General features: G+C 70.6%; 18 protein-coding genes. 5 read left to right on the top strand and 13 right to left on the bottom strand.

Annotation, left to right across the window (positions count from 1 at the left end; translation table 11 throughout):
• Positions 1 to 156: 156 nt before the first annotated feature.
• The gene (locus BM43_RS06655; protein ID WP_036056223.1) at positions 157 to 1,149 is read right to left on the bottom strand and encodes a zinc-dependent alcohol dehydrogenase family protein; all 993 of its coding nucleotides are present in this window, start codon (positions 1,147 to 1,149) and stop codon (positions 157 to 159) included.
• 114 nt (positions 1,150 to 1,263) lie between these two features.
• Here BM43_RS06655 and BM43_RS06650 point away from each other — a divergent pair, with 114 nt between their 5' ends.
• Positions 1,264 to 2,139, top strand: a complete 876-nt coding sequence (locus tag BM43_RS06650; protein WP_088555546.1) for a LysR family transcriptional regulator — start codon at positions 1,264 to 1,266, stop codon at positions 2,137 to 2,139.
• A 57-nt stretch (positions 2,140 to 2,196) separates the two neighbouring features.
• Here the strand turns inward: BM43_RS06650 and BM43_RS06645 are convergent, their stop codons facing one another.
• The 3 genes from BM43_RS06645 to BM43_RS06635 are packed head-to-tail and all read right to left on the bottom strand — an operon-like array spanning position 2,197 to position 6,296.
• Entirely contained in the window at positions 2,197 to 3,423 is a 1,227-nt protein-coding gene (locus tag BM43_RS06645; RefSeq protein WP_036056224.1) for a phosphotransferase enzyme family protein, read from the bottom strand.
• Positions 3,424 to 3,451: 28 nt separating this feature from the next.
• Positions 3,452 to 4,093: a nicotinamide riboside transporter PnuC gene (gene pnuC, locus BM43_RS06640; RefSeq protein ID WP_036056225.1), complete on the bottom strand. Its 642-nt coding sequence runs from the start codon at positions 4,091 to 4,093 to the stop codon at positions 3,452 to 3,454.
• A gap of 22 nt (positions 4,094 to 4,115) precedes the next feature.
• Positions 4,116 to 6,296 (bottom strand): TonB-dependent siderophore receptor, encoded by a 2,181-nt coding sequence (locus tag BM43_RS06635; RefSeq protein WP_230676469.1) that lies wholly within the window; start codon positions 6,294 to 6,296, stop codon positions 4,116 to 4,118.
• 581 nt (positions 6,297 to 6,877) lie between these two features.
• Between BM43_RS06635 and BM43_RS06630 the strand changes: the two genes are divergently transcribed.
• Both BM43_RS06630 and BM43_RS06625 read left to right on the top strand, forming a co-directional pair.
• Positions 6,878 to 8,206, top strand: a complete 1,329-nt coding sequence (locus BM43_RS06630) for an epoxide hydrolase family protein (protein ID WP_036056226.1) — start codon at positions 6,878 to 6,880, stop codon at positions 8,204 to 8,206.
• 62 nt (positions 8,207 to 8,268) lie between these two features.
• A complete protein-coding gene (locus BM43_RS06625; protein WP_036056227.1) occupies positions 8,269 to 8,580 on the top strand; it encodes a DUF4148 domain-containing protein in 312 nt (103 codons plus the stop codon).
• Positions 8,581 to 8,653: 73 nt separating this feature from the next.
• On the opposite strand, the gene BM43_RS06620 is transcribed toward BM43_RS06625, so the two are convergent.
• Genes BM43_RS06620 through BM43_RS06605 form a run of 4 tightly spaced genes read right to left on the bottom strand, consistent with a single transcriptional unit; the run spans position 8,654 to position 14,367 of the window.
• Positions 8,654 to 10,699 carry an acetyl/propionyl/methylcrotonyl-CoA carboxylase subunit alpha gene (locus tag BM43_RS06620; RefSeq protein WP_036056228.1) on the bottom strand — a complete coding sequence of 682 codons (2,046 nt, stop codon included), beginning with the start codon at positions 10,697 to 10,699 and terminating at the stop codon, positions 8,654 to 8,656.
• Between the two features lie 59 nt (positions 10,700 to 10,758).
• Complete coding sequence (locus BM43_RS06615) at positions 10,759 to 11,544, bottom strand: enoyl-CoA hydratase/isomerase family protein (protein WP_013690313.1); 786 nt, start codon at positions 11,542 to 11,544, stop codon at positions 10,759 to 10,761.
• Between the two features lie 10 nt (positions 11,545 to 11,554).
• Entirely contained in the window at positions 11,555 to 13,162 is a 1,608-nt protein-coding gene (locus tag BM43_RS06610; protein ID WP_036056230.1) for a carboxyl transferase domain-containing protein, read from the bottom strand.
• Positions 13,163 to 13,185: 23 nt separating this feature from the next.
• Positions 13,186 to 14,367 carry an isovaleryl-CoA dehydrogenase gene (locus BM43_RS06605; protein WP_036056232.1) on the bottom strand — a complete coding sequence of 394 codons (1,182 nt, stop codon included), beginning with the start codon at positions 14,365 to 14,367 and terminating at the stop codon, positions 13,186 to 13,188.
• Between the two features lie 238 nt (positions 14,368 to 14,605).
• Between BM43_RS06605 and BM43_RS06600 the strand changes: the two genes are divergently transcribed.
• Both BM43_RS06600 and BM43_RS06595 read left to right on the top strand, forming a co-directional pair.
• Positions 14,606 to 15,331: a TetR/AcrR family transcriptional regulator gene (locus tag BM43_RS06600; RefSeq protein ID WP_036056233.1), complete on the top strand. Its 726-nt coding sequence runs from the start codon at positions 14,606 to 14,608 to the stop codon at positions 15,329 to 15,331.
• A gap of 101 nt (positions 15,332 to 15,432) precedes the next feature.
• Positions 15,433 to 15,825, top strand: a complete 393-nt coding sequence (locus BM43_RS06595) for a hypothetical protein (protein ID WP_036056235.1) — start codon at positions 15,433 to 15,435, stop codon at positions 15,823 to 15,825.
• A 25-nt stretch (positions 15,826 to 15,850) separates the two neighbouring features.
• On the opposite strand, the gene BM43_RS06590 is transcribed toward BM43_RS06595, so the two are convergent.
• The 5 genes from BM43_RS06590 to BM43_RS41290 all read right to left on the bottom strand — a co-directional run bounded on the left by BM43_RS06590 (position 15,851) and on the right by BM43_RS41290 (position 18,611).
• Positions 15,851 to 16,093 carry a hypothetical protein gene (locus BM43_RS06590; protein WP_036056238.1) on the bottom strand — a complete coding sequence of 81 codons (243 nt, stop codon included), beginning with the start codon at positions 16,091 to 16,093 and terminating at the stop codon, positions 15,851 to 15,853.
• 61 nt (positions 16,094 to 16,154) lie between these two features.
• A complete protein-coding gene (locus tag BM43_RS06585; protein ID WP_036056240.1) occupies positions 16,155 to 16,436 on the bottom strand; it encodes a DUF3325 family protein in 282 nt (93 codons plus the stop codon).
• Positions 16,436 to 18,157, bottom strand: a complete 1,722-nt coding sequence (locus tag BM43_RS06580; protein ID WP_080742038.1) for a PepSY-associated TM helix domain-containing protein — start codon at positions 18,155 to 18,157, stop codon at positions 16,436 to 16,438. Before BM43_RS06580 ends, BM43_RS06585 begins: the two co-directional genes overlap by 1 nt.
• Entirely contained in the window at positions 18,154 to 18,453 is a 300-nt protein-coding gene (locus BM43_RS06575) for a DUF3649 domain-containing protein (protein ID WP_036056242.1), read from the bottom strand. Before BM43_RS06575 ends, BM43_RS06580 begins: the two co-directional genes overlap by 4 nt.
• The gene (locus BM43_RS41290; protein WP_155296513.1) at positions 18,450 to 18,611 is read right to left on the bottom strand and encodes a hypothetical protein; all 162 of its coding nucleotides are present in this window, start codon (positions 18,609 to 18,611) and stop codon (positions 18,450 to 18,452) included. Before BM43_RS41290 ends, BM43_RS06575 begins: the two co-directional genes overlap by 4 nt.
• Positions 18,612 to 18,829 lie beyond the last annotated feature (218 nt).

Below are 18,829 nucleotides of genomic sequence, written 5' to 3'. Positions count from 1 at the left end.
GCCTGTTGTGTCGGTGTTTGCCGGCACAATCGCCGCAAGCACGGCTCGCCACGGCAGACGCGCTCCCGTGGCGATGGAAAGACGGCGGCGGCAGGGCTTTATTCCGGATCGATGCAGCGCCTTGTCTTATCGCGGATTACACGGCGGACCGGCGGCTCAGCCGAGCTCCAGCACCACCTTGCCGCGCGCCTGGCCCTCGCGCACCAGCGCGTGGGCGGCATCGGCCTGGTCGATCGCGAAGCGGCGCGGTTCGAGCCGCGGCGAAAGTCGCCCCGCCTCGACCAGCGCCGCCGTCTCCACCAGGATCCGGCCATGCGCCTCGCGGCCCTGCCCCGTCAGCAGCGGCCGCAGCGTGAATACGCCGGCGTACTGTGCCGAGCGGAACGACAGCGGCGCGAGCGACACGGTCCCCCAGCCGAGCGCGCTGGTCACGCGGCCGAACGGCCGCACCGCCTGGAAGGCGGCGTCGAGCGCGCCGACGCTGTCGTAGACCACGTCGAAACCGCGTCCGCCGGTGTGCTCGGCCACCCAGGTGTCGACCGCAGCGGCCCGGTCGACGAAGTGCGCGCCCAGCGAGCGCAGGTAGCCGGCATCGCGTTCGCTCGCGACCCCGAACACCCGGGCGCCGCGCGCCAGCGCCAGTTGCGTCGCCACATGCCCGACGCCGCCCGCCGCGCCGATCACCAGCACGTTCTCACCGGCCTGCACCCGGGCGTTGTCCACCAGCCCTTCCCAGGCGGTGATCGCCGCCAGCGGCAGCGCGGCCGCCTCGCGCATCGACAGGGCCGCCGGCTGGCGCGCCAGCAGCCGCGCGTCGACGGCCACCCACTGCGCCATGCTGCCGCCGATCCCGCCCACGCCGCCGGCCGCGCCCCAGACCGCGTCGCCGGGCGCGAGGCCGCTCACGCCCTCGCCGACGCGCTCGACGCTGCCGGCCAGGTCGATGCCGAGCACGGCCGGCAAGGGATGGCGCGCATGGGCGGCGCTGCCGGCGCGGATCTTGGTGTCGAGCGGATTGACGCCACTCGCCTCGACCCGTACCAGCACCTCGCCGGCGCGCGGCTCGGGAATCGGCAGCTCGGTCTCGCGAAACGGCGCGTCGGGCGCGTCCACGATCCAGGCGCGCATGGTCTTGGGATTGGGGTTCATCGTCGTTCTCCTGGGCAGGTTCGGTATCTGGACGCCACTCTATCGACAACAATTACGCATGAGAACTCGCTAAGATCGCATCTTGTTCATGCATAAATGAATGGATGGAAGGCGATGGGAGACATCGACTGGAGCGACGTGCGCGTATTCCTCGCGATTGCCCGCGAGGGCAGCCTGGGCGCCGCCGCGCGCCGGCTCGGGCAGACCCAGCCGACAATGGGCCGCCGGCTCAAGGCGCTCGAGCAGCAGCTCGGCCAGCGGCTGTTCCAGCGCACCCAGCAGGGCTTCATCCCGACCGACGAGGGCCAGGCGCTGCTGGTGCATGCGGAGCGCATGGAGATCGAGGCGCTGGCGGCGCTGCGTGAGTTGTCGGGCGCGGAGACTCGGCTCTCGGGCCTGTTGCGCGTCTCCTGTTCAGACTGGTTCGGCTCGCTGCGTCTCGCGCCGGTGATCGCCGAATACACGGCGCGGCACCCGGGCGTGACGGTCGAGCTGCTGGCCGATCCGCGGCTCTACAGCCTGCCGCATCGCGAGGCCGACTGCGTGATGCGGATCGCGCCCTTCGTCGAGCCCGACGTGGTGAGCCGCCGCCTGCTGAGCACCGCCTATGCCGTCTACGCCGCGGCCGGGGCGCCGGTCGAGCTGCCCGCGCGCGGTCGCGGCTGCCGGCTGGTGCTGATGGATACCGCGTTCGGCGCGATGCCCGACGTGGGCTGGATCCAGCGGCGCCTGCCCGAGGCGGCGGTGGCCGCGCGCAGCAACAGCCGCGAGACGCAGGCGCGGCTCTGCGCGCTGGGCGTGGGCCTGTCGGTGCTGCCGATTCCCCTCGGCGAGGCCACGCCGGGCCTCGTGCGGCTCGATCTCGGCGAGGCGCCGCCCAGCCGCGAGACCTGGCTCGGTTATCACCGCGACATGCGGCGCCAGCCGCGCCTGAGCCGCTTCGTGGAACTGGTGGTGGAACGCTTGGGAGATGCCGGAGCGGCGCGCTAGCTACGCGAACCCGGCCGGGCGGCTCGGGTTCGGCCGCTGGCCGACTCCGCCCGGACTTCAGGCGCCCGGCCGCCGCGAGCGCAGCACGCCCAGCAGGCGTTGCCCTTGCGGCCCGGCGAACCAGCGTGCATGGCCGATCAGGTAGGTGTCGTAGGCGGCTTCGGTGCCGGCCGGCGAGGCGAGGATGCCGTTGAAGTACTCGACCTCGGACAGCGCGAACTCGGTATGAACGATCGGCAGCAGCGCCGCTAGCGCGCGATAGGCTGCATCCGACAGCGGCAGCACCGACTCATATCCATCCAGCAAGGCATGCAGATGCTCGTACTCGACGCGCCGCGTCGCCTCGGGCGCGAGCCAGTCGACCAGGTTGCGCTCGATCGCGGTGGCGATGTCGAGCACCGCGCAAGTGCGGTCGGCAAGGCCGAAGTCGAGCACGGTGGCCACCGTCGCCTCGGCACCCTCGCCGCTCCACAGCAGGTTCGAGGCATGCCAGTCGCCATGGGTCCAGAGCGGCGCCAGCGTATCGAGCAAGGGCACCAGCTCGCGATGGAAGGGGCCGATCTCGCGCAGCACGTCGCCGTGCCAGTCGCGCCCGCCCAGGGCGCGCGCCAGGCGCGGCTGGGCGGCCACCCAGGCGTCGAGCGCGGCGCCCAGGTCGGGCTCGCCCAGCACCCGGAAGCTCGACAGCAGCGGCTTGGGCTGGCGCGCCGGCGCGTCGAAGCCGGCCGAGGCGCGATGCAGGGTGGCCAGCATGCGCCCGGCCGCCGCCGCGTGCGAGGCATGCAGGAACGGTTTCCACGACATCACGCCGCGATAGACATCCACGCCCGGCGAGGCCGCGTGCACCTCGTAGGTCCAGTCGCCGCGCCGCGTCGCCGTGCTGCCGAGTGCATCGGCCAGCACCTCGGCCACCGGCAGCCCCTGCCCGCGCAGGTGGGCGATGAAGCGATGCTCCTCCTCGAGCCCGGCCACGTCGCGAATGCTGGCGTGATGGCGCTTGACGAACACCTCGCCGCCGTCGGCCATGCCGGCCAACACGGCGGCCGAGAACGGCCGCGGGCTGTGCCAGGCGAGTCTCGCCACCGGCCCGAGGCGCGGATAAGCGGCCAGCAGCGCGGCCACCTCGTCGCGCGTGATCAGCGGCCAGTCGCGCTCGGTGCTCTCGCCGTCGACGGTGAACTGCGGCGGCGCGCTCGCATCGTCCGGCTCGGCGCCGGGGCGCGGCGCGGGCGGCGGGCCTGGCTGCGTAGGCGGCCCGGATCGGGAACGGGAATCGGCGCTCATCGCGCGGCCCCGGCCGACGGCATCGTGTTCATGCGCGCCCGGCGGCGTCGAGACGCGGCGCGATTGTCTCGGTCTCGGCCTCGGCGCGCGCCAGCGCACGCGCCCAGTCGCGCCAGCCGATCGCGGCCAGCACCACGAACAGCGCATACAGGCCGGCCGTCAGGTACAGCGCCTTGTAGACGAACATGCCCACGTAGATCACGTCGACCACACACCACAGCTGCCACGAGGCGATGTAGCGGCGCGCGGTCCAGTACTGCGCGACCAGGCTGAAGGCGGTCAGCGTGGCATCGACATAGGGCAGCGAGGCATCGGTCCAGCGCGCCATCGCGCCGCCCAGCAAGGCGCTCAGCAGCACAGCCGCGAGCAGGTCGGGCGCCACGCGGCGCCAGCCGACGCCGCGCTCCGGCACCACGTGCGCGGCATCGGCGCCCGCCACGCGGCCGGCATCGAGCCGCCGCTGCGCCAGCCAGCGATACCAGCCATACAGTTGCAGCGCCGCGAAGGCGCCCTGCAGCAGCATGTCCGAATAGAGCTTGGCATCGAGGAAGATCCAGGCGTACAAGGCGACCGAGGCGAGCCCGACCGGCCAGCACAGCAGATGGCGCCGCGCGGTCAGCCAGATCGCGAGCGCGCTGACCACCACGCCGGCTATTTCGAGAGGTGACATAAGGCCGGGGCTCCGTGCCGCGTCAGAAATCGTAGGTGACCGAGAAGCGTGCCGTGCGCGGCGCGCCGATGAACAGGTAGGCGTCGCCCTGCAGTTCGCCGGCATCGCGCCAGTAATAGCGGTTGAACAGGTTGTCGACCCACAGCCGCGCGGTGACGCGGTGCCCGCCGAGCTTGGTGCTGTAGCGCGCGCCGGCGTTCACCACGATCCAGCCCGGCACGCGCGCGCTGCCCTCCTCGTTGGCGGTGCGGCTGGCGCTGTACTCGAGACCGCCGAGCAGGTCGAAACCGGGCAGGCCCGGCACCGCGTAATCGGCGTTCAGGGTGGCGCGCAGCGCCGGCACGTTGATCACCTGGTGGCCCTCGTAGGCGGGCGTTCCGGAATCGTACGCGCGGGCGCGGATCGCCGCGAGCGTGGCGTTCAGCGACAGCCGCTCGGTCAGGCGGCCCGAGGCGCCGAGCTCGATGCCGTCGTGGCGCTCGCGGCCGCGCTGCACGAAGGTGTAGCCGGCGTCCGTCGAATCGGGCTGGGCGAACTCGAAGGGCTTGCTGATGGTGAAGGCGGCGGCCGTCAGCGTCAGGCGGTTGGCCCAGTCGTATTTCGCGCCCACTTCGTAGGCGTTCGATTCGAGCGGCGGCAGGAAGGCGTAGGCGTTGCTGGCGCGCACCGGCGCCTGGTCGCCCAGCGACAGGTCCTTGCTGTAGGAGCCGTAGAAGGTCAGCGGCGCCACCGGCTTGTAGACCAGGGCCAGTTGCGGCAGGAACTTGCTGCGGTCGGTGCGGGTCGGCTCGCCGTCCTGGCTGGTCCAGGCGCGCTGGCGCAGCAGCACCTGCCGGCCGCCCGCCAGCACTTGCCAGTGCTCGCCGAGGCTGATCTTGTCGGAGGCGAACAGCGAGACCTGCCAGGCGTCGAGCTGCGGATATGACTGGCTCGCGCTGTTCGGCGAGGGATCGAAGCTCAGGTCCGGGCCGTAGATGTTTTCGCTGCCGACATAGTCGTAGACCGAGGTGGACAGGCGCACCACGCGGTGCAGCGCGCCCACGCCGAACAGCACGTCGTGGCGCAGCGCGCCGGTGCTGAACTTGCCGGCCAGCGCCGCGCGCACCTCGTCGTTGCGGCGGTATTCGCCGGGGCTGCGATAGTCGTAGACGTCGAAATCGCCGTTCGAGGCGAAGAAGAACGGCGAGGTGCCGCCGGCGCCGCAGCTCGGCACGTAAGCGCAGCCATAGGCGAAGGCCACGTTGTCGTCGATCATGGTGCGGCTGCGACCGCCGGTGACGTAGGCGCGCCAGTCGTCGTTGAAGGCGTAGTCGAAGCGCGCGTTGAGGTTGAGCGCGTCGGTGGTGACCGGCTTGGCCCAGGGCTGCACGCCGAGCAGCTTGGAGGCCGAGGCGGCCGGCGGCACCACCGTGCCGCCGAGCAACTGGTAGCCCGACACGGAACGCTGGATCCATTGCTGGAACTCGGCGTTCACCTGCAGGCTGGCGCGCGGCGTGATGTTCCAGTCGGCCGCGAGCGAGGCGAAGGAGCGGCGGCCGTTGGCGTCGTCGACGTAGGAATGGAGGTTCTCCTTCGCCGCGTTGATACGGAAGCCGAATTGCTTGTCGGGGCCGAAGCGGCGCCCCAGGTCCACCGCGGCCGAGGTCGAGCCGCGGCTGTCGACGCCGGCCGTCACGCTCGAGACGTTTTCCGGGCGCTTGCTGACGAAGTTGACGATGCCGCCCGGCGAGAGCACGCCGCTGTCGATCGCGGCCAGCCCCTTCAGGATCTCGACGCGCTGCTTGTTCTCGAGCGCCACGTTCTGCTCGCCGGACAGCGTCAGGCCGTCCAGCCGGATCGCGCTGGCCGGATCGAGCGGGAAGCCGCGGATCGTGAAGTTGCCGTAATAACCGACCGGCGTGTAGTCGGCATTGATCGAGGCGTCGTTGCGCAGCACGTCGGCCAGCGTCCTGGCCTGCTGGTCGGCGATCCGCGCGGCGCTCACCACCGTGACCGAGGCCGGCGTATCGAGGATCGAGGCGTCGTCGCGGCCCGTCACCGAGGCGCTGCGGGCCCGCCAGCCGGCATTGGCCGAGCCGGAAACGTCGACCGTCGGCAGCACGCGCACGGCCGGCTCGGCGTCCTTGCCGGCGCGCGCCTCGGAAGTCGGAACCGGGGCCGGCACGGGCGTGTCGGCGGGCGCGGCGGCGGCATGCGCGGCCATCACGGTCAGGCCGAGGCCCAGTTGCCGTTGCAAGGCGCGCGGACGCGGGAATGGGCGCAGCGCAGCCGCGGACAGTCGTCGTTTCATCGGGAAGTCGGAAAAGCGCTCGCGCCGGGCGGCGCGATCAAAAGGCGTGATCATAGCGCAGCGGCGCCCGGCTTCCGACCGCCGGCCGGGCCCGGTGAGGCCGGGGCGCCACATTTTTGCGCGCGATGGGCCGATCGGCGCTGTCCCGCCCGCATCGGCCCGTGCCGCGCAAGGCGCGCTCGATACGTTCCACCGCCCTGCCCGGCGGCGGCCGGCCCTGGAACCGGGCGAATCCACCGCCAATCCTCAGTCGAAATCATCGTGATAAATATCGCATGCGATTCAGTCGTAACCGCTTGACACGGCGAGCCACTTGATTAGAATGCGACGCACTCGATCACATCGCATGCGATTCAAATCGACGACGCAGGCAAGGCCAGGTCGCCGGCGCATCCGAATCCGTGCATCGATGCGTGCCGGCACCCGCCGCCGCACCAGCCTCGTTACCGCCTCACCACCGACCGGCCCCCCCGCCGGCACGACAGGAGCCCGCCATGCCGCAAGACCATTCGATCCCTGCCCGCCGCCGTTTCATCGGCGTCGCCGCCGCCACGCTCGCCGCCGGTTCGCTGAGCCGGCTGGCCTTCGCCGATACCGATCCGGCCGCCGCCTCGATCGCCGACGCGGCACCGGCCGCGGGCGGCAAGCCCGAGGCGATCCGCCCGCTGCGCATCCACGTCCCCGAAGCCCGGCTCACTGAACTGCGCCGCCGCGTGCGCGACACCCAGTGGCCCGAGCGCGAGACCGTCGACGACGCCTCGCAAGGGGTGCAGCTCGTCACCATGCAGGCGCTCGCGCGCCGCTGGGCCGGCGGTTACGACTGGCGCCGCATGGAGGCGCGCCTGAACGCGCTGCCGCAATTCGTGACCGAGATCGACGGCCTCGACATCCACTTCATCCATGTGCGCTCGAAGCATCGCGGCGCGCTGCCGATGATCGTCACGCATGGCTGGCCCGGCTCGATCATCGAGCAGTTGAAGATCATCGGCCCGCTGACCGATCCGACCGCCCACGGCGACAGCGCCGACGACGCCTTCGACCTGGTGATCCCCTCGCTGCCCGGCTACGGCTTCTCGGGCAAGCCGAGCGCGACGGGCTGGGACCCGGTTCGGATCGCGCGCGCCTGGGTGGTGCTGATGCAGCGGCTCGGCTACACGCGCTACGTGGCGCAAGGCGGCGACTGGGGCAATGCGGTGACCGAGCAGATGGCCCTGCTCGCGCCGCCGGGGCTGCTCGGCATCCATACCAACATGCCCGCCACCGTGCCGGACGGGATCGCCGAGGCGCTCAAGGACGGCAAGCCGGCACCGGCGAGCCTCTCGGCCGAGGAACGGCATGCCTATGAACAGCTCGATAGCTTCTACCGGCACGGGCTCGGTTATGCGCAGGAAATGGCCAATCGCCCGCAGACGCTGTACGGCATCGAGGATTCGCCGATCGGGCTGGCGGCCTGGATCCTCGACCACGACGCGGCCAGCCAGGCGTTGATCGCGCGCGTGTTCCAGGGCGCGCAGGAGGGCCTGACGCAGGACGACATCCTCGACAACATCACGCTGTACTGGCTGACGCGCACCGGCGTGTCCTCGGCGCGGCTCTACTGGGAAAACAAGCTCAACTTCTTCGAGCCCAAGCATGTCGCGATTCCGGTGGCCGTCAGCGTGTTCCCGGACGAGATCTACGCGGCGCCGCGCAGTTGGGCCGAGCAGGCCTATCCGAAGCTGATCCATTACCAGCGCATGCCCAAGGGCGGCCATTTCGCGGCCTGGGAGCAGCCGCTGGCGCTGGCCGGCGAACTGCGCACGAGCTTCCGTTCGCTGCGCTGAGCGCGGCGCCAGGCATTACCTCACCAGCCAATCCATCGCCTTCTTACTCAGGAATCCGGATCATGAAGAACCCTGTCGCCAACCTCCTGCTGGCCGCCCTCGTCGCCGCGCCTGCCATCGCCTTCGCCGCGCAACCGGGCCCGTCCCTCACCCGCGCCCAGGTCATCGCCGAGCTGGTCCAGCTCGAGAAGGCCGGCTTCAGCCCGAACGGCGACAAGAATCATTACCCCGAAGCCCTCCAGGCGGCGCAGGCACGCGTGGCCGCCGCCGAGGACATGGACGGCATGGGCAGCGAAACCCGCGGCACGTCGGAATCGGGGGCGCGGCCGGCCGTTTCGGCCGCCGAGTTGCGCGCGCTGTATCGCGGGCATTGAGGCCCCGCCGCAACGAAAAAGGCGAGACGCATCGCTGCGTCCCGCCTCCCTTACATGCAACGGCGACCCTCGATCAGGCCGCGGTTTCCAGCGTGATCAACTGCGCCCCGTCGGCCACCTGGTCGCCGACGGCATACAGCACCTCGGCCACCACGCCGGCGCTGGGCGCGCCGATGGTGTGCTCCATCTTCATCGCCTCCATCACGATCAGCGGCGCGCCGGCCTCGACCTTCTGCCCGGCTTCCACCAGCACCGCGATCACCTTGCCCGGCATCGGCGCGGTCAGCCTGCCGCCGCCGTGCTCGGCGTCGCCGGCGTGCGCCAGCGGGTCCTCCCATACGAAGCTTTCGGCCGTGCCGTCGACGAATACGTGGAAGTTGTCGCCGTCCGCCACCACGCGGCCCGCGCCGCGTTCGCCGCCGATCGTCACCACCAGGTCGAGCGGCGTGGCGCCGGCCGCCCAACTGAACGCCAGGGCTTCGTCCTCGCCGATCGCGAGCGATGCGCCGCCGTGAGCGCCATGTTCGTAGCGAACCGCCAGCGCCGTGTCGCGCTCGGGCAACTGCCAGTCGAGCTTGCGGCGATAGTCGCCGTTGAGGCGCCAGTTGCCCAGCGCGCCCCAGGGCGAGGCCGCCTGCGCGGTCATGCTGCCGATTCCGCCCTTGCCCTTGTCTGCTGACGCCGCCGTCGCCCCCTCGCGCGCCAGCAGCGCCGCGCAGGCCAGCGCCACGGCCACCGGCGCGAGCGGCCGGGCCGCGAACAAGGTCTCGTGGTTGCGCTCGATCAGCCCGGTATCGAGATCGGCCGTGGCGAAGGGCTCGCTGGCCACGATCCGCTGCAGGAAGGCCACGTTGGTCGACAGGCCGACCGTCTCGCAGTCGCGCAGCGCGCGCGCCATGCGCTTGAGCGCCTCGGCGCGGTCGGCGCCGTGCACGATCAGCTTGGCGATCATCGGGTCGTAGAACGGCGTGATCGCATCGCCCTCGCGCACGCCGCTATCGACGCGCACGGCGGTGCCGATGGCGAATTCCGCGCCTCGCGGCAGCCGCAGATGGCGCAGCGTGCCCGTCGACGGCAGGAAGCCGCGCGCCGGATTCTCGGCGTAGAGACGCGCCTCGATGGCATGGCCGTTGACGCGCAATTCGTCCTGGCGCAGCGGCAGCGGCTCGCCCGAAGCCGCGCGCAGTTGCCACTCGACCAGGTCCAGCCCGCTGATCATCTCGGTGACCGGGTGCTCGACCTGCAGGCGCGTGTTCATCTCCATGAAGTAGAACTGCTCGCCGGTGACGATGAACTCGACCGTGCCGGCGCCCACGTAGCCCACCGCGCGCGCGGCGGCCACCGCCGCATCGCCCATCGCGCGCCGCTGCGCGTCCGACAGGCCCGGCGCCGGGGCCTCCTCGAGCACCTTCTGGTGGCGGCGCTGCACCGAGCAGTCGCGATCGAACAGGTAGACGATATTGCCCAGCGTGTCGCCGAACACCTGCACCTCGACGTGGCGCGGGCGCTGCAGGTATTTCTCGATCAGCACGCGGTCGTTGCCGAAGCTGCTGGCAGCCTCGCGCTGACAGGACGCGAGCGCGGCCGGGAAATCGGCCGAGCGCTCGACCACCCGCATGCCCTTGCCGCCGCCGCCGGCGCTGGCCTTGAGCAACACCGGGTAGCCGATCGCGTCGGCCTCGCGATGCAGCAGCGCCGGGTCCTGGTCGTCGCCGTGGTAGCCGGGCACCAGCGGCACGCCGGCCTCGTGCATCAGCGCCTTGGCGGCGGCCTTCGAGCCCATCGCCGCGATCGCCGCGACCGGCGGCCCGATGAAGACGATGCCGGCGGCCGCGCAGGCCTCGGCGAAATCCTCGTTCTCGGACAGGAAGCCGTAGCCGGGATGGATCGCCTGCGCGCCGGTGGCGCGCGCGGCCTCGATGATGCGCTCGTAGCGCAGGTAGCTGTCGGCGGCCGCGGCGCCGCCGATCGGCACGGCTTGGTCGCAGGCCTCGACGTGCTTGGCCCGCGCGTCGGCGTCCGAATAGACGGCGACGCTCGCGATGCCGAGCCGGCGGCAGGTCGCGGCCACGCGGCAGGCGATTTCGCCGCGATTGGCGATCAGGATCTTGTCGAACATGGTGGTCGGATGTCGGTAATCGGGTTCGGAGGCGCCTTGGCGCGTGCGGCTCGGTCGGCTCACTCGCGCCAGGACGGCGAGCGCTTGTCGAGGAAGGCCGCGATGCCCTCGCGCGCCTCGGCGCCGGCGCGGGTGGCCGCGATCCAGTCGGCGGTCTGCTCGATCAGCGCGTCGTCGAGCGCGCGGCCGGCCACCTCGGCCGCGAGCCGCTTGCAGGCGCGCACCGCGTCGGGCCCGTTGTTGCGCAGCGTCTCGGCCAGTTGCGCGATGGTGGCGTCGAGCGCCTCGGCCGGCACGGCCTCGTGGATCAGGCCGAGTTGCGCGGCGCGCGTGCTGTCGAACACCTCGGCGGTGGTGAAGTAGCGGCGCGAGGCGCGTTCGCCGAGCGCGCGCACCACGTAGGGCGCGATGGTCGCGGGGATCAGCCCGAGCCGCGCCTCCGACAGGCAGAAGCGCGCCGGCGCGGCCGCGACGGCGATATCGCAGGCGGCGACCAGGCCCACCCCGCCGGCATAGGCGTCGCCGTGAACGCGCGCGATCACCGGCTTGCCGCAGCGATACACGGCCTCCAGCATGCGCGCCAGCAGCCGCGCGTCGGCGCGGTTCTCGTCGTCGCTGTAACCGGCCATCCTGCGCATCCAGTTCAGGTCGGCGCCGGCGCAGAACGACGGACCTTCGGCGGCCAGCACCACGGCGCGCACCTGCGCCTGCGCGTCGAGCTCGACGAAGGCGGCCGTCAGCTCGGCGATCATGGTTTCGTTGAAGGCGTTGCGCACCTCGGGCCGCGCCAGCGTGACCGTCGCGATGCGCGCTTGCTCGGTGATCCGGATCGTCTCGTATCGCATCCCTGCCTCCTTACATGCGGAACACGCCGAAGCGCGTGTCCTCGATCGGCGCGTTCATGGCGGCGGCCAGGCCCAGGCCGAGCACGTCGCGGGTCTGCGCCGGCTCGATCACGCCGTCGTCCCACAGGCGCGCGCTGGCGTAATACGGATGGCCCTGCTGCTCGTATTGCTCGCGGATCGGCGCCTTGAAGGCCGCTTCCTCCTCGGCCGACCAGTTGCCGCCGCGCGACTCGATGCCGTCGCGGCGCACCGTGGCCAGCACCGAGGCGGCCTGGTCGCCGCCCATCACCGAGATGCGCGCGTTCGGCCACATCCACAGGAAGCGCGGCGAGTAGGCGCGCCCGCACATGCCGTAGTTGCCGGCGCCGAACGAGCCGCCGATGATCACCGTGAACTTGGGGACCTTGGCGGTGGCCACGGCCGTCACCATCTTCGCGCCGTGGCGCGCGATGCCTTCGTTCTCGTACTTGCGGCCGACCATGAAGCCGGTGATGTTCTGCAGGAACACCAGCGGGATCTTGCGCTGGCAGCACAGCTCGATGAAGTGGGCGCCCTTCACGGCCGATTCCGAGAACAGGATGCCGTTGTTGGCGACGATCCCGACCGGGTGGCCCCAGATCCTGGCGAAGCCGGTCACCAGCGTGGTGCCGTAGCGCGCCTTGAATTCGTCGAAGGCCGAATCGTCGACGATGCGCGCGATCACCTCGCGGATGTCGAAGGGCTTGCGCGTGTCGCTGGGGATCACGCCCGACAGCTCGGCCGGGTCGTGGCGCGGCGGCAGCGGCTCGGCCAGGGCCAGCGGCGGCGGCGCCTTGCCGCCCAGGTTGCCGACGATCGAGCGCGCGATCGACAGCGCGTGCGCGTCGTTCTGCGCGAGATGGTCGGCCACGCCGGACAGGCGCGTGTGCACGTCGCCGCCGCCCAGGTCCTCGGCGCTGACTTCCTCGCCGGTGGCGGCCTTCACCAGCGGCGGGCCGCCCAGGAAGATGGTGCCCTGCTCCTTGACGATGATCGACTCGTCGCTCATGGCCGGCACATAGGCGCCCCCTGCCGTGCAGGAGCCCATCACCACCGCGATCTGCGCGATGCCGGCCGCCGACAGGTTGGCCTGGTTGTAGAAGATCCGGCCGAAATGGTCGCGATCGGGAAACACCTCGTCCTGGTTCGGCAGGTTCGCGCCGCCCGAATCGACCAGGTAGACGCAGGGCAGCCGGTTCTCGGCCGCGATCTCCTGGGCGCGCACGTGCTTCTTGACGGTCACCGGGTAGTAGGTGCCGCCCTTCACGGTGGCGTCGTTGCAGACGATCACGCATTCCCGGCCGGCGATCCGGCCGATGCCGGTGATGATGCCGGCGCCGGGCGCGTCGTCGTTGTACATGCCGTAGGCGGCCAGTTGCGAGAGCTCCAGGAACGGCGTGCCCGGATCGAGCAGCAAGGCGATGCGCTCGCGCGGCAGCAGCTTGCCGCGCGCCACGTGCTTGTCGCGCGCGGCCTGGCCGCCGCCCTGGGCGAGCCGCTCGACCTTGTCGCGCAGGTCGGCCACCAGCGCGTCGAGCGCGGCCTGGTTGGCGCGGAATTCGTCCGAGCGGGGGTTCAGTTTCGATTCGAGGATCGGCATCGTGTGGGCTCCGTGGCGCGGGCTCAGGCCGTTTCGGCGAACAGTTCGCGGCCGATCAGCATGCGGCGGATCTCGCTGGTGCCGGCGCCGATCTCGTAGAGCTTGGCGTCGCGCCACAGCCGGCCGACCGGGTATTCGTTGATGTAGCCGTTGCCGCCGAGGATCTGGATCGCCTCGCCGGCCATCCAGGTGGCGCGCTCGGCGGTGTAGAGGATCACCCCGGCGCAGTCCTTGCGGACCTGGCGCACATGGCCGCTGCCGGCCGCGTCGAGATGGCGGCCGACCGCGTACAGATAGGCGCGGCAGGCCTGGAAGTTGGTGTACATGTCGGCCACCTTGCCCTGGATCAGCTGGAACTCGCCGATCGACTGGCCGAACTGCTTGCGATCGTGGATGTAGGGCACCACCGCGTCGAGGCAGGCCGCCATGATGCCGGTCGGGCCGCCCGCCAGCACCGCGCGCTCGTAGTCGAGGCCGCTCATCAGCACCTTCACGCCGCCGCCCACCTCGCCCAGCACGTTCTCCTCGGGCACCTCGACGTCCTGGAACACCAGCTCGCCCGTGTGCGAGCCGCGCATGCCGAGCTTGTCGAGCTTCTGCGCCACCGAGAAGCCCTTCATGCCCTTCTCGACGATGAAGGCCGTCATGCCGCGCGCGCCCGCTTCCGGCTCGGTCTTGGCATAGACCACCAGGGTGTCGCAATCGGGGCCGTTGGTGATCCACATCTTGGTGCCGTTCAGCACGTAGTGGCCGCCGCGCTTGTCGGCGCGCAGCTTCATGCTGACCACGTCCGAGCCGGCGTTCGGCTCGCTCATCGCCAGCGCGCCGATGTGCTCGCCGGAGATCAGCTTGGGCAGGTAGCGGCGCTTCTGCGCCTCGTTGCCGTTGCGGTTGATCTGGTTGACGCAGAGATTGGAATGGGCGCCGTAGGACAGGCCGATCGAGGCCGAGGCGCGCGAGATTTCCTCCATCACCACCATGTGGGCGGTGTAGCCGAGGTCGGTGCCGCCGTATTCCTCGCTCACCGTCATGCCGAGCACGCCGAGCTCGCCGAACTTGCGCCAGAGGTCCATCGGGAACTGGTCGCTGCGGTCGATCTCGGCCGCGCGCGGGGCGATCTCCTTCGCGGCGAACGCGGCCACCGCGTCGCGCAGCATCTCGATGTCCTCTCCAAGCATGAATTGCACGCCGGGCAGGTTGCTCATGTGTCCTCCGATTCCAGAAAGTGCGTTCGGCCGATCCGGTGGGGTGTCTCGATCTGAGTTGTGCTCAGAATTTTTCCCGGACGTCGATCGATCGAACCAGGTCATTTGATGTGGATTGATGGCGCGTAGTGTCGCGCGGGCGTCGAGGGCGCGTCAACGATTTTTTGAGTGTCACTCAAATTTCATCGGGATCTCGGCTATCATCGGCGGCACCGCTCCGTTCTTGCCCGTTCACGCCATGACCGATACGCCCGTCAGACCCGATCGCGCCGAGGGCAGCCGCGCGCCCGCCGGCCGCAAGTCGCAGCAGCGCGTGCAGGACATCCTGCGCGCCGGCCGGGATGTGTTCGCCGAGAAGGGGTATGAACATGCGACGGCGGCCGAGATCGCGCAGCGCGTGGGCGTGTCCGAGGCGACCGTGTTCAGCTATTTCCGCGGCAAGCGCGAGCTGTGCGCGCGCGTGATCGCCGATTGGTACGACGAGAACATCGCCGCCTTCGAGGCCGGGCTGCCGGCCGGCGCGCCGCTGCGCGAGCAGTTCGCCTTCATCGTGCGCACCCATTTGCGGCTGATGCTGGTGAACGGCACGGGCTTGTGCGCGCTGGTGCTGTCGGAGGGCCGCGCCAAGCAGCAGATGCTCGGCGACGAGCTGGGCGAGCTGCAGCGCCGCTACACGGCGCCGCTGATGGAGGTGCTGGCGCGCGGCCGCGAATCGGGCCAGGTGCGCCAGGACATGCCGCTGAGCCTGCTGCGCTCGCTGGTGTTCGGGCCGATCGAGCATGTGCTGTGGGATGCGATCCTGGGGCGGCGCACGCTCGATACCGAGCGCACCGCCGACCAGTTGATCGAGGTGCTGTGGGCGGCGCTGCAGCCGCCGGCGCCGGCCGCGCAGGCGCTGGCGCAGTTCCAGCGCGAGGTGCGCGAGGCGATGACGCGCATGGACCGCCAGCTCGGCGGCGATTGAGGGCGGCTCGGGATTCGCTCGGGCCGAGCGCCGGGACCCGAGCGCGCCGCGCGGTGAATCCGTCTACACTGGCGCTCCGCTCCCGATCCCCTGCCCGGCCCATGACTCACTCCATCCTCGACGCGAAGGCGCTGCGCGCCCTGGCCGAACTCGCCGAAGCACGGCAGGCGGCAGCCTGCGATTGCAGCAGGACGCCGCTGGAGGGCTGGCAATCGCAGCCGCTCTCGCTCGACGAGAGCCGGCTGGAGCAGGTCGGCACCTTGCGCGCCGACGACGGCGCGGAACCGTCCTACGACGAATACCTGCCCGACGGCCTGCAATACTGGTCGCCCGAGGCGCCGATCGCGCCGCGCTACTTCCCGTACAACCAGTGCGATGTCTGGGCCTGCCGCGATTGCGGGAGGCTGATGCTGCGTTATGTGGAAAGCGGCGGGTATTTCGTGGATCGGCGGATTCGCGCGGTGCGGGCGGGATTGATCGTCGAGGCGGGCTGAAAGGGGCGGCTCGCCGGCCCTGAAATCAGTCGATGGAATCGCCTCGATTCCGCCAGCGGCGAGCGCGCCGCACGTCGTGGACGGTTTTGCCGAGGTAGTACAGCAGCACGCCACCGACGCTGTTGATTATGGCTTTCGTCCCGCCATCCTCGATGTAGCTGCCGTATACGTCGCTCCAGGTCAGCACGAAATTGACCAAGAGATTGAGCGCCATGATGATCGCGATCGGCACGATGAACTCGATGAACAACCGCTTCAGCCACTTCATGGCGCCCTCTCTCTTATCGACTTGTTGATTGGATGAATCCCGCGACGAGCCGGCGATCGGCTCAACGCGCCGCGCCCCGCCGCTCGCGAACGATCAGCGCCCCGATCACGATTCCGGCGGCGAGGCTCGTCACCCCGCTGTAGGTCACCAGCCCCAGCGCCCAGCCGCGCGCCGCCACCGCCAGCCACAGCCCGGCGAGCAGGCCGAGCCAGCCAAGCCAGCGCAGCAGGCGCGTCGGCGCGGCGGCCAGCACCTTGCCGAACACGGTTTCCTGGTGCCGCTCCATGGCCAGCGCGAGGCAGGCGAAGGCGGCAAGACAAACGATCAGCATCGCGGGCACCATCAGAGTCGCTCCTCGTCGGGTTTCGCGGCCGGGGCGCGCGAGCCCGCCTTGCCGGCCGCCCCGCCCTTGCCCGCGGCGCGGGCCCGGCCGCGATGGCGGCTCACGCGGATCGCCAGCAGCGCATGCAGCGCCGCGAAGGCCCACATCATCAGGTCGAAGCCGGCGAATACCCAATCGCCTTCGGCCACGCTGCGCCAGAACGGCCGCGCGGTGGTCAGCGCGTTGAGCACCGGCAGCAGCGCCAGCAAACCGGCCGCCAGCCACAGCAGTTCGATCCAGGCGCGCCGCGCCGGCCGCAGCAGCGCGTACAGCAGGGCCATGCCCCACACCGCGAAGAACAGCTTGATCTCGCCGTCCTGGCGATGCGGCAGGTCCAGCGGCAGCAGGCGGTTGCCCCACAGATAAGCCGTCATCGCGATCGACAGGCCGGCGATGCTGGCGATATTGAGCCGCTCGACCAGCCGGAAGCCGAAATACGGCCGCGTCGGATCCGGCAGTTGCTGGCGGCGCTTGACGGTCCACATCACCAGCCCGGTGCCGACCATCGCCGTGCCGGCCAGGCTGACGATGAAGTACAGCCAGCGCAGTTGCAGGTCGCTGAAGCGGCCCAGGTGCAGCGCGTAGAACACGCCGCGCGTCTCGGCCGCGCCGCCCACCCGGTCGTGCACCTCGGCCAGCTTGCCGGTAGCGCCGTCGAATACCAGGTATTGCGGGCTCGAGGACACGCGCCCGGCCTCGGCGCGCGCCACCGCCACGCGCGCGATCGCGTCGCCGGGGTTGACCACCGTCACCATGCCCACCCCGTGCTCGCCCCAGCGCGCCTGCGCGACGCGCACCATCGCGTCGACCGGCGCGAGCGGCGCCGCCCGGCCGCTCGGCGCGGCCGGCTGGATGAAGGCGCTGATCTGCGCGTTCAACGCGGCCTGCTCGCCGGGCGTCCTGCTCGCGAGCTGGTTACCCCAGGGCATGTACAGGGTCATCAGCGTGACCAGGCCCGTGTAGGTGATCATCAGGTGGAACGGCAGGCCGAACACCGACAGCACGTTGTGCGCGTCGAGCCAGGAACGCTGGCCCTTGCCCCAGCGGAAGGTGAAGAAGTCGACGAAGATCTTCTTGTGCGTGATCACGCCGCTGACGATCGCCACCAGCATGAACATCGCGCAGAAGCCGGCGATCCAGCGGCCCCAGATCGGCGACATGTAATAGAACTGGAAATGGAAGCGGTAAAAGAATTCGCCGCCCAGCGTGTCGCGCGCGGCGGTGACGCGGCCGCTGCCCGGATCGAAGGCGGCCTCGCCGAAGAAGCGCCCCTTGTCCATCTCGGCCGGCGTGAGCCGCCAGAACGCGCTCGCCACGTTGCTGCGATCGGTCGGCAGCGTGATGCCCCATTGCGTGCTTTGCGGCGCCAGCGTGGCCATGGTGCCGACCACCCGCCTGGCCACCTCGGCCGGGTCGGGCGTGTGCTGCTGGTGCGCCAGTTCGGGGCGCATCCATTGCGAGATCTCGTCCTTGAAGTAGCTGACGGTGCCGGTCAGGAACATCGCGTAGAGAATCCAGCCGCACAGCAGCCCGGCCCAGGTATGCAGGTCCGACATGCTCTGGCGCACGCCGCGCGGCTTGGGGGCGGCGCGCTTCGCGCCCGGTTTCGCTTCCGGCTTCATGTCCGATTTCGCGCCCTGGTTCGCGGCGTGTTGCGTCGTCGGGTTCGGTGCCATGCTCATCGGGCGATCACTCCCGCGCCGACGCAGGCGGCCGCCACCGCGAGCGGCAAGGCCGCCGCGAGCAACCCCGCCCAGGCGCGGGTCGCGCTGCGCGCCAGGAACACCCAGATCACCGCGCCGGTGTAGAACGCGAAACTGGCCAGCATGCCGGTCAGCACCGCCTGGGGCGCCGCGATCGGCAAGGCCAGCGCGGCCACGCTGGCCAGCGCGCCGAGCGCGTAACCGCCGCCGATCGCGCAGACGATCCGCGACACCAGCGGCGCCAGCCGCCGCCAGCGCTCGAGGCCGGCGCTCATGCCGTCAGCGCCGCGGGCGCGGCGATCGAGGTCGGGTAAGGCTTCAACAGCTTGTCCATCCAGGTTCCGAAAGTCACGTGATACGCCGCGCCGCCGCGAATCCTCCAGGAATTTGCGGCAGTGCGGCACGCGGACGAAGCCGCGATCATACCGCCCATTCACAGCCGTCCTTGCAGCCATGACCCGCGAGAACGGAAAACGGGACAGCCGGGGACGGGAAAATTTGTAACAGCCGTGGGAGCCGGTGCCGGCGGTGCCGTGAACGACACCGTAAACAACAAAAACCCGTCGGACGCTCCGGAAAACCGGATCCGTCCGACGGGTCATGGCAAGGCGGCGCCACGGCGGCCCGAGCCGAAACCCGGGCCGCCACCCG

Origin of the sequence: Burkholderia gladioli, assembly GCF_000959725.1 — a bacterium.
Lineage (GTDB): Bacteria > Pseudomonadota > Gammaproteobacteria > Burkholderiales > Burkholderiaceae > Burkholderia > Burkholderia gladioli.
Note: the sequence above shows the minus strand (reverse complement) of the source record. Positions and strands in the feature narration are given on the sequence as shown.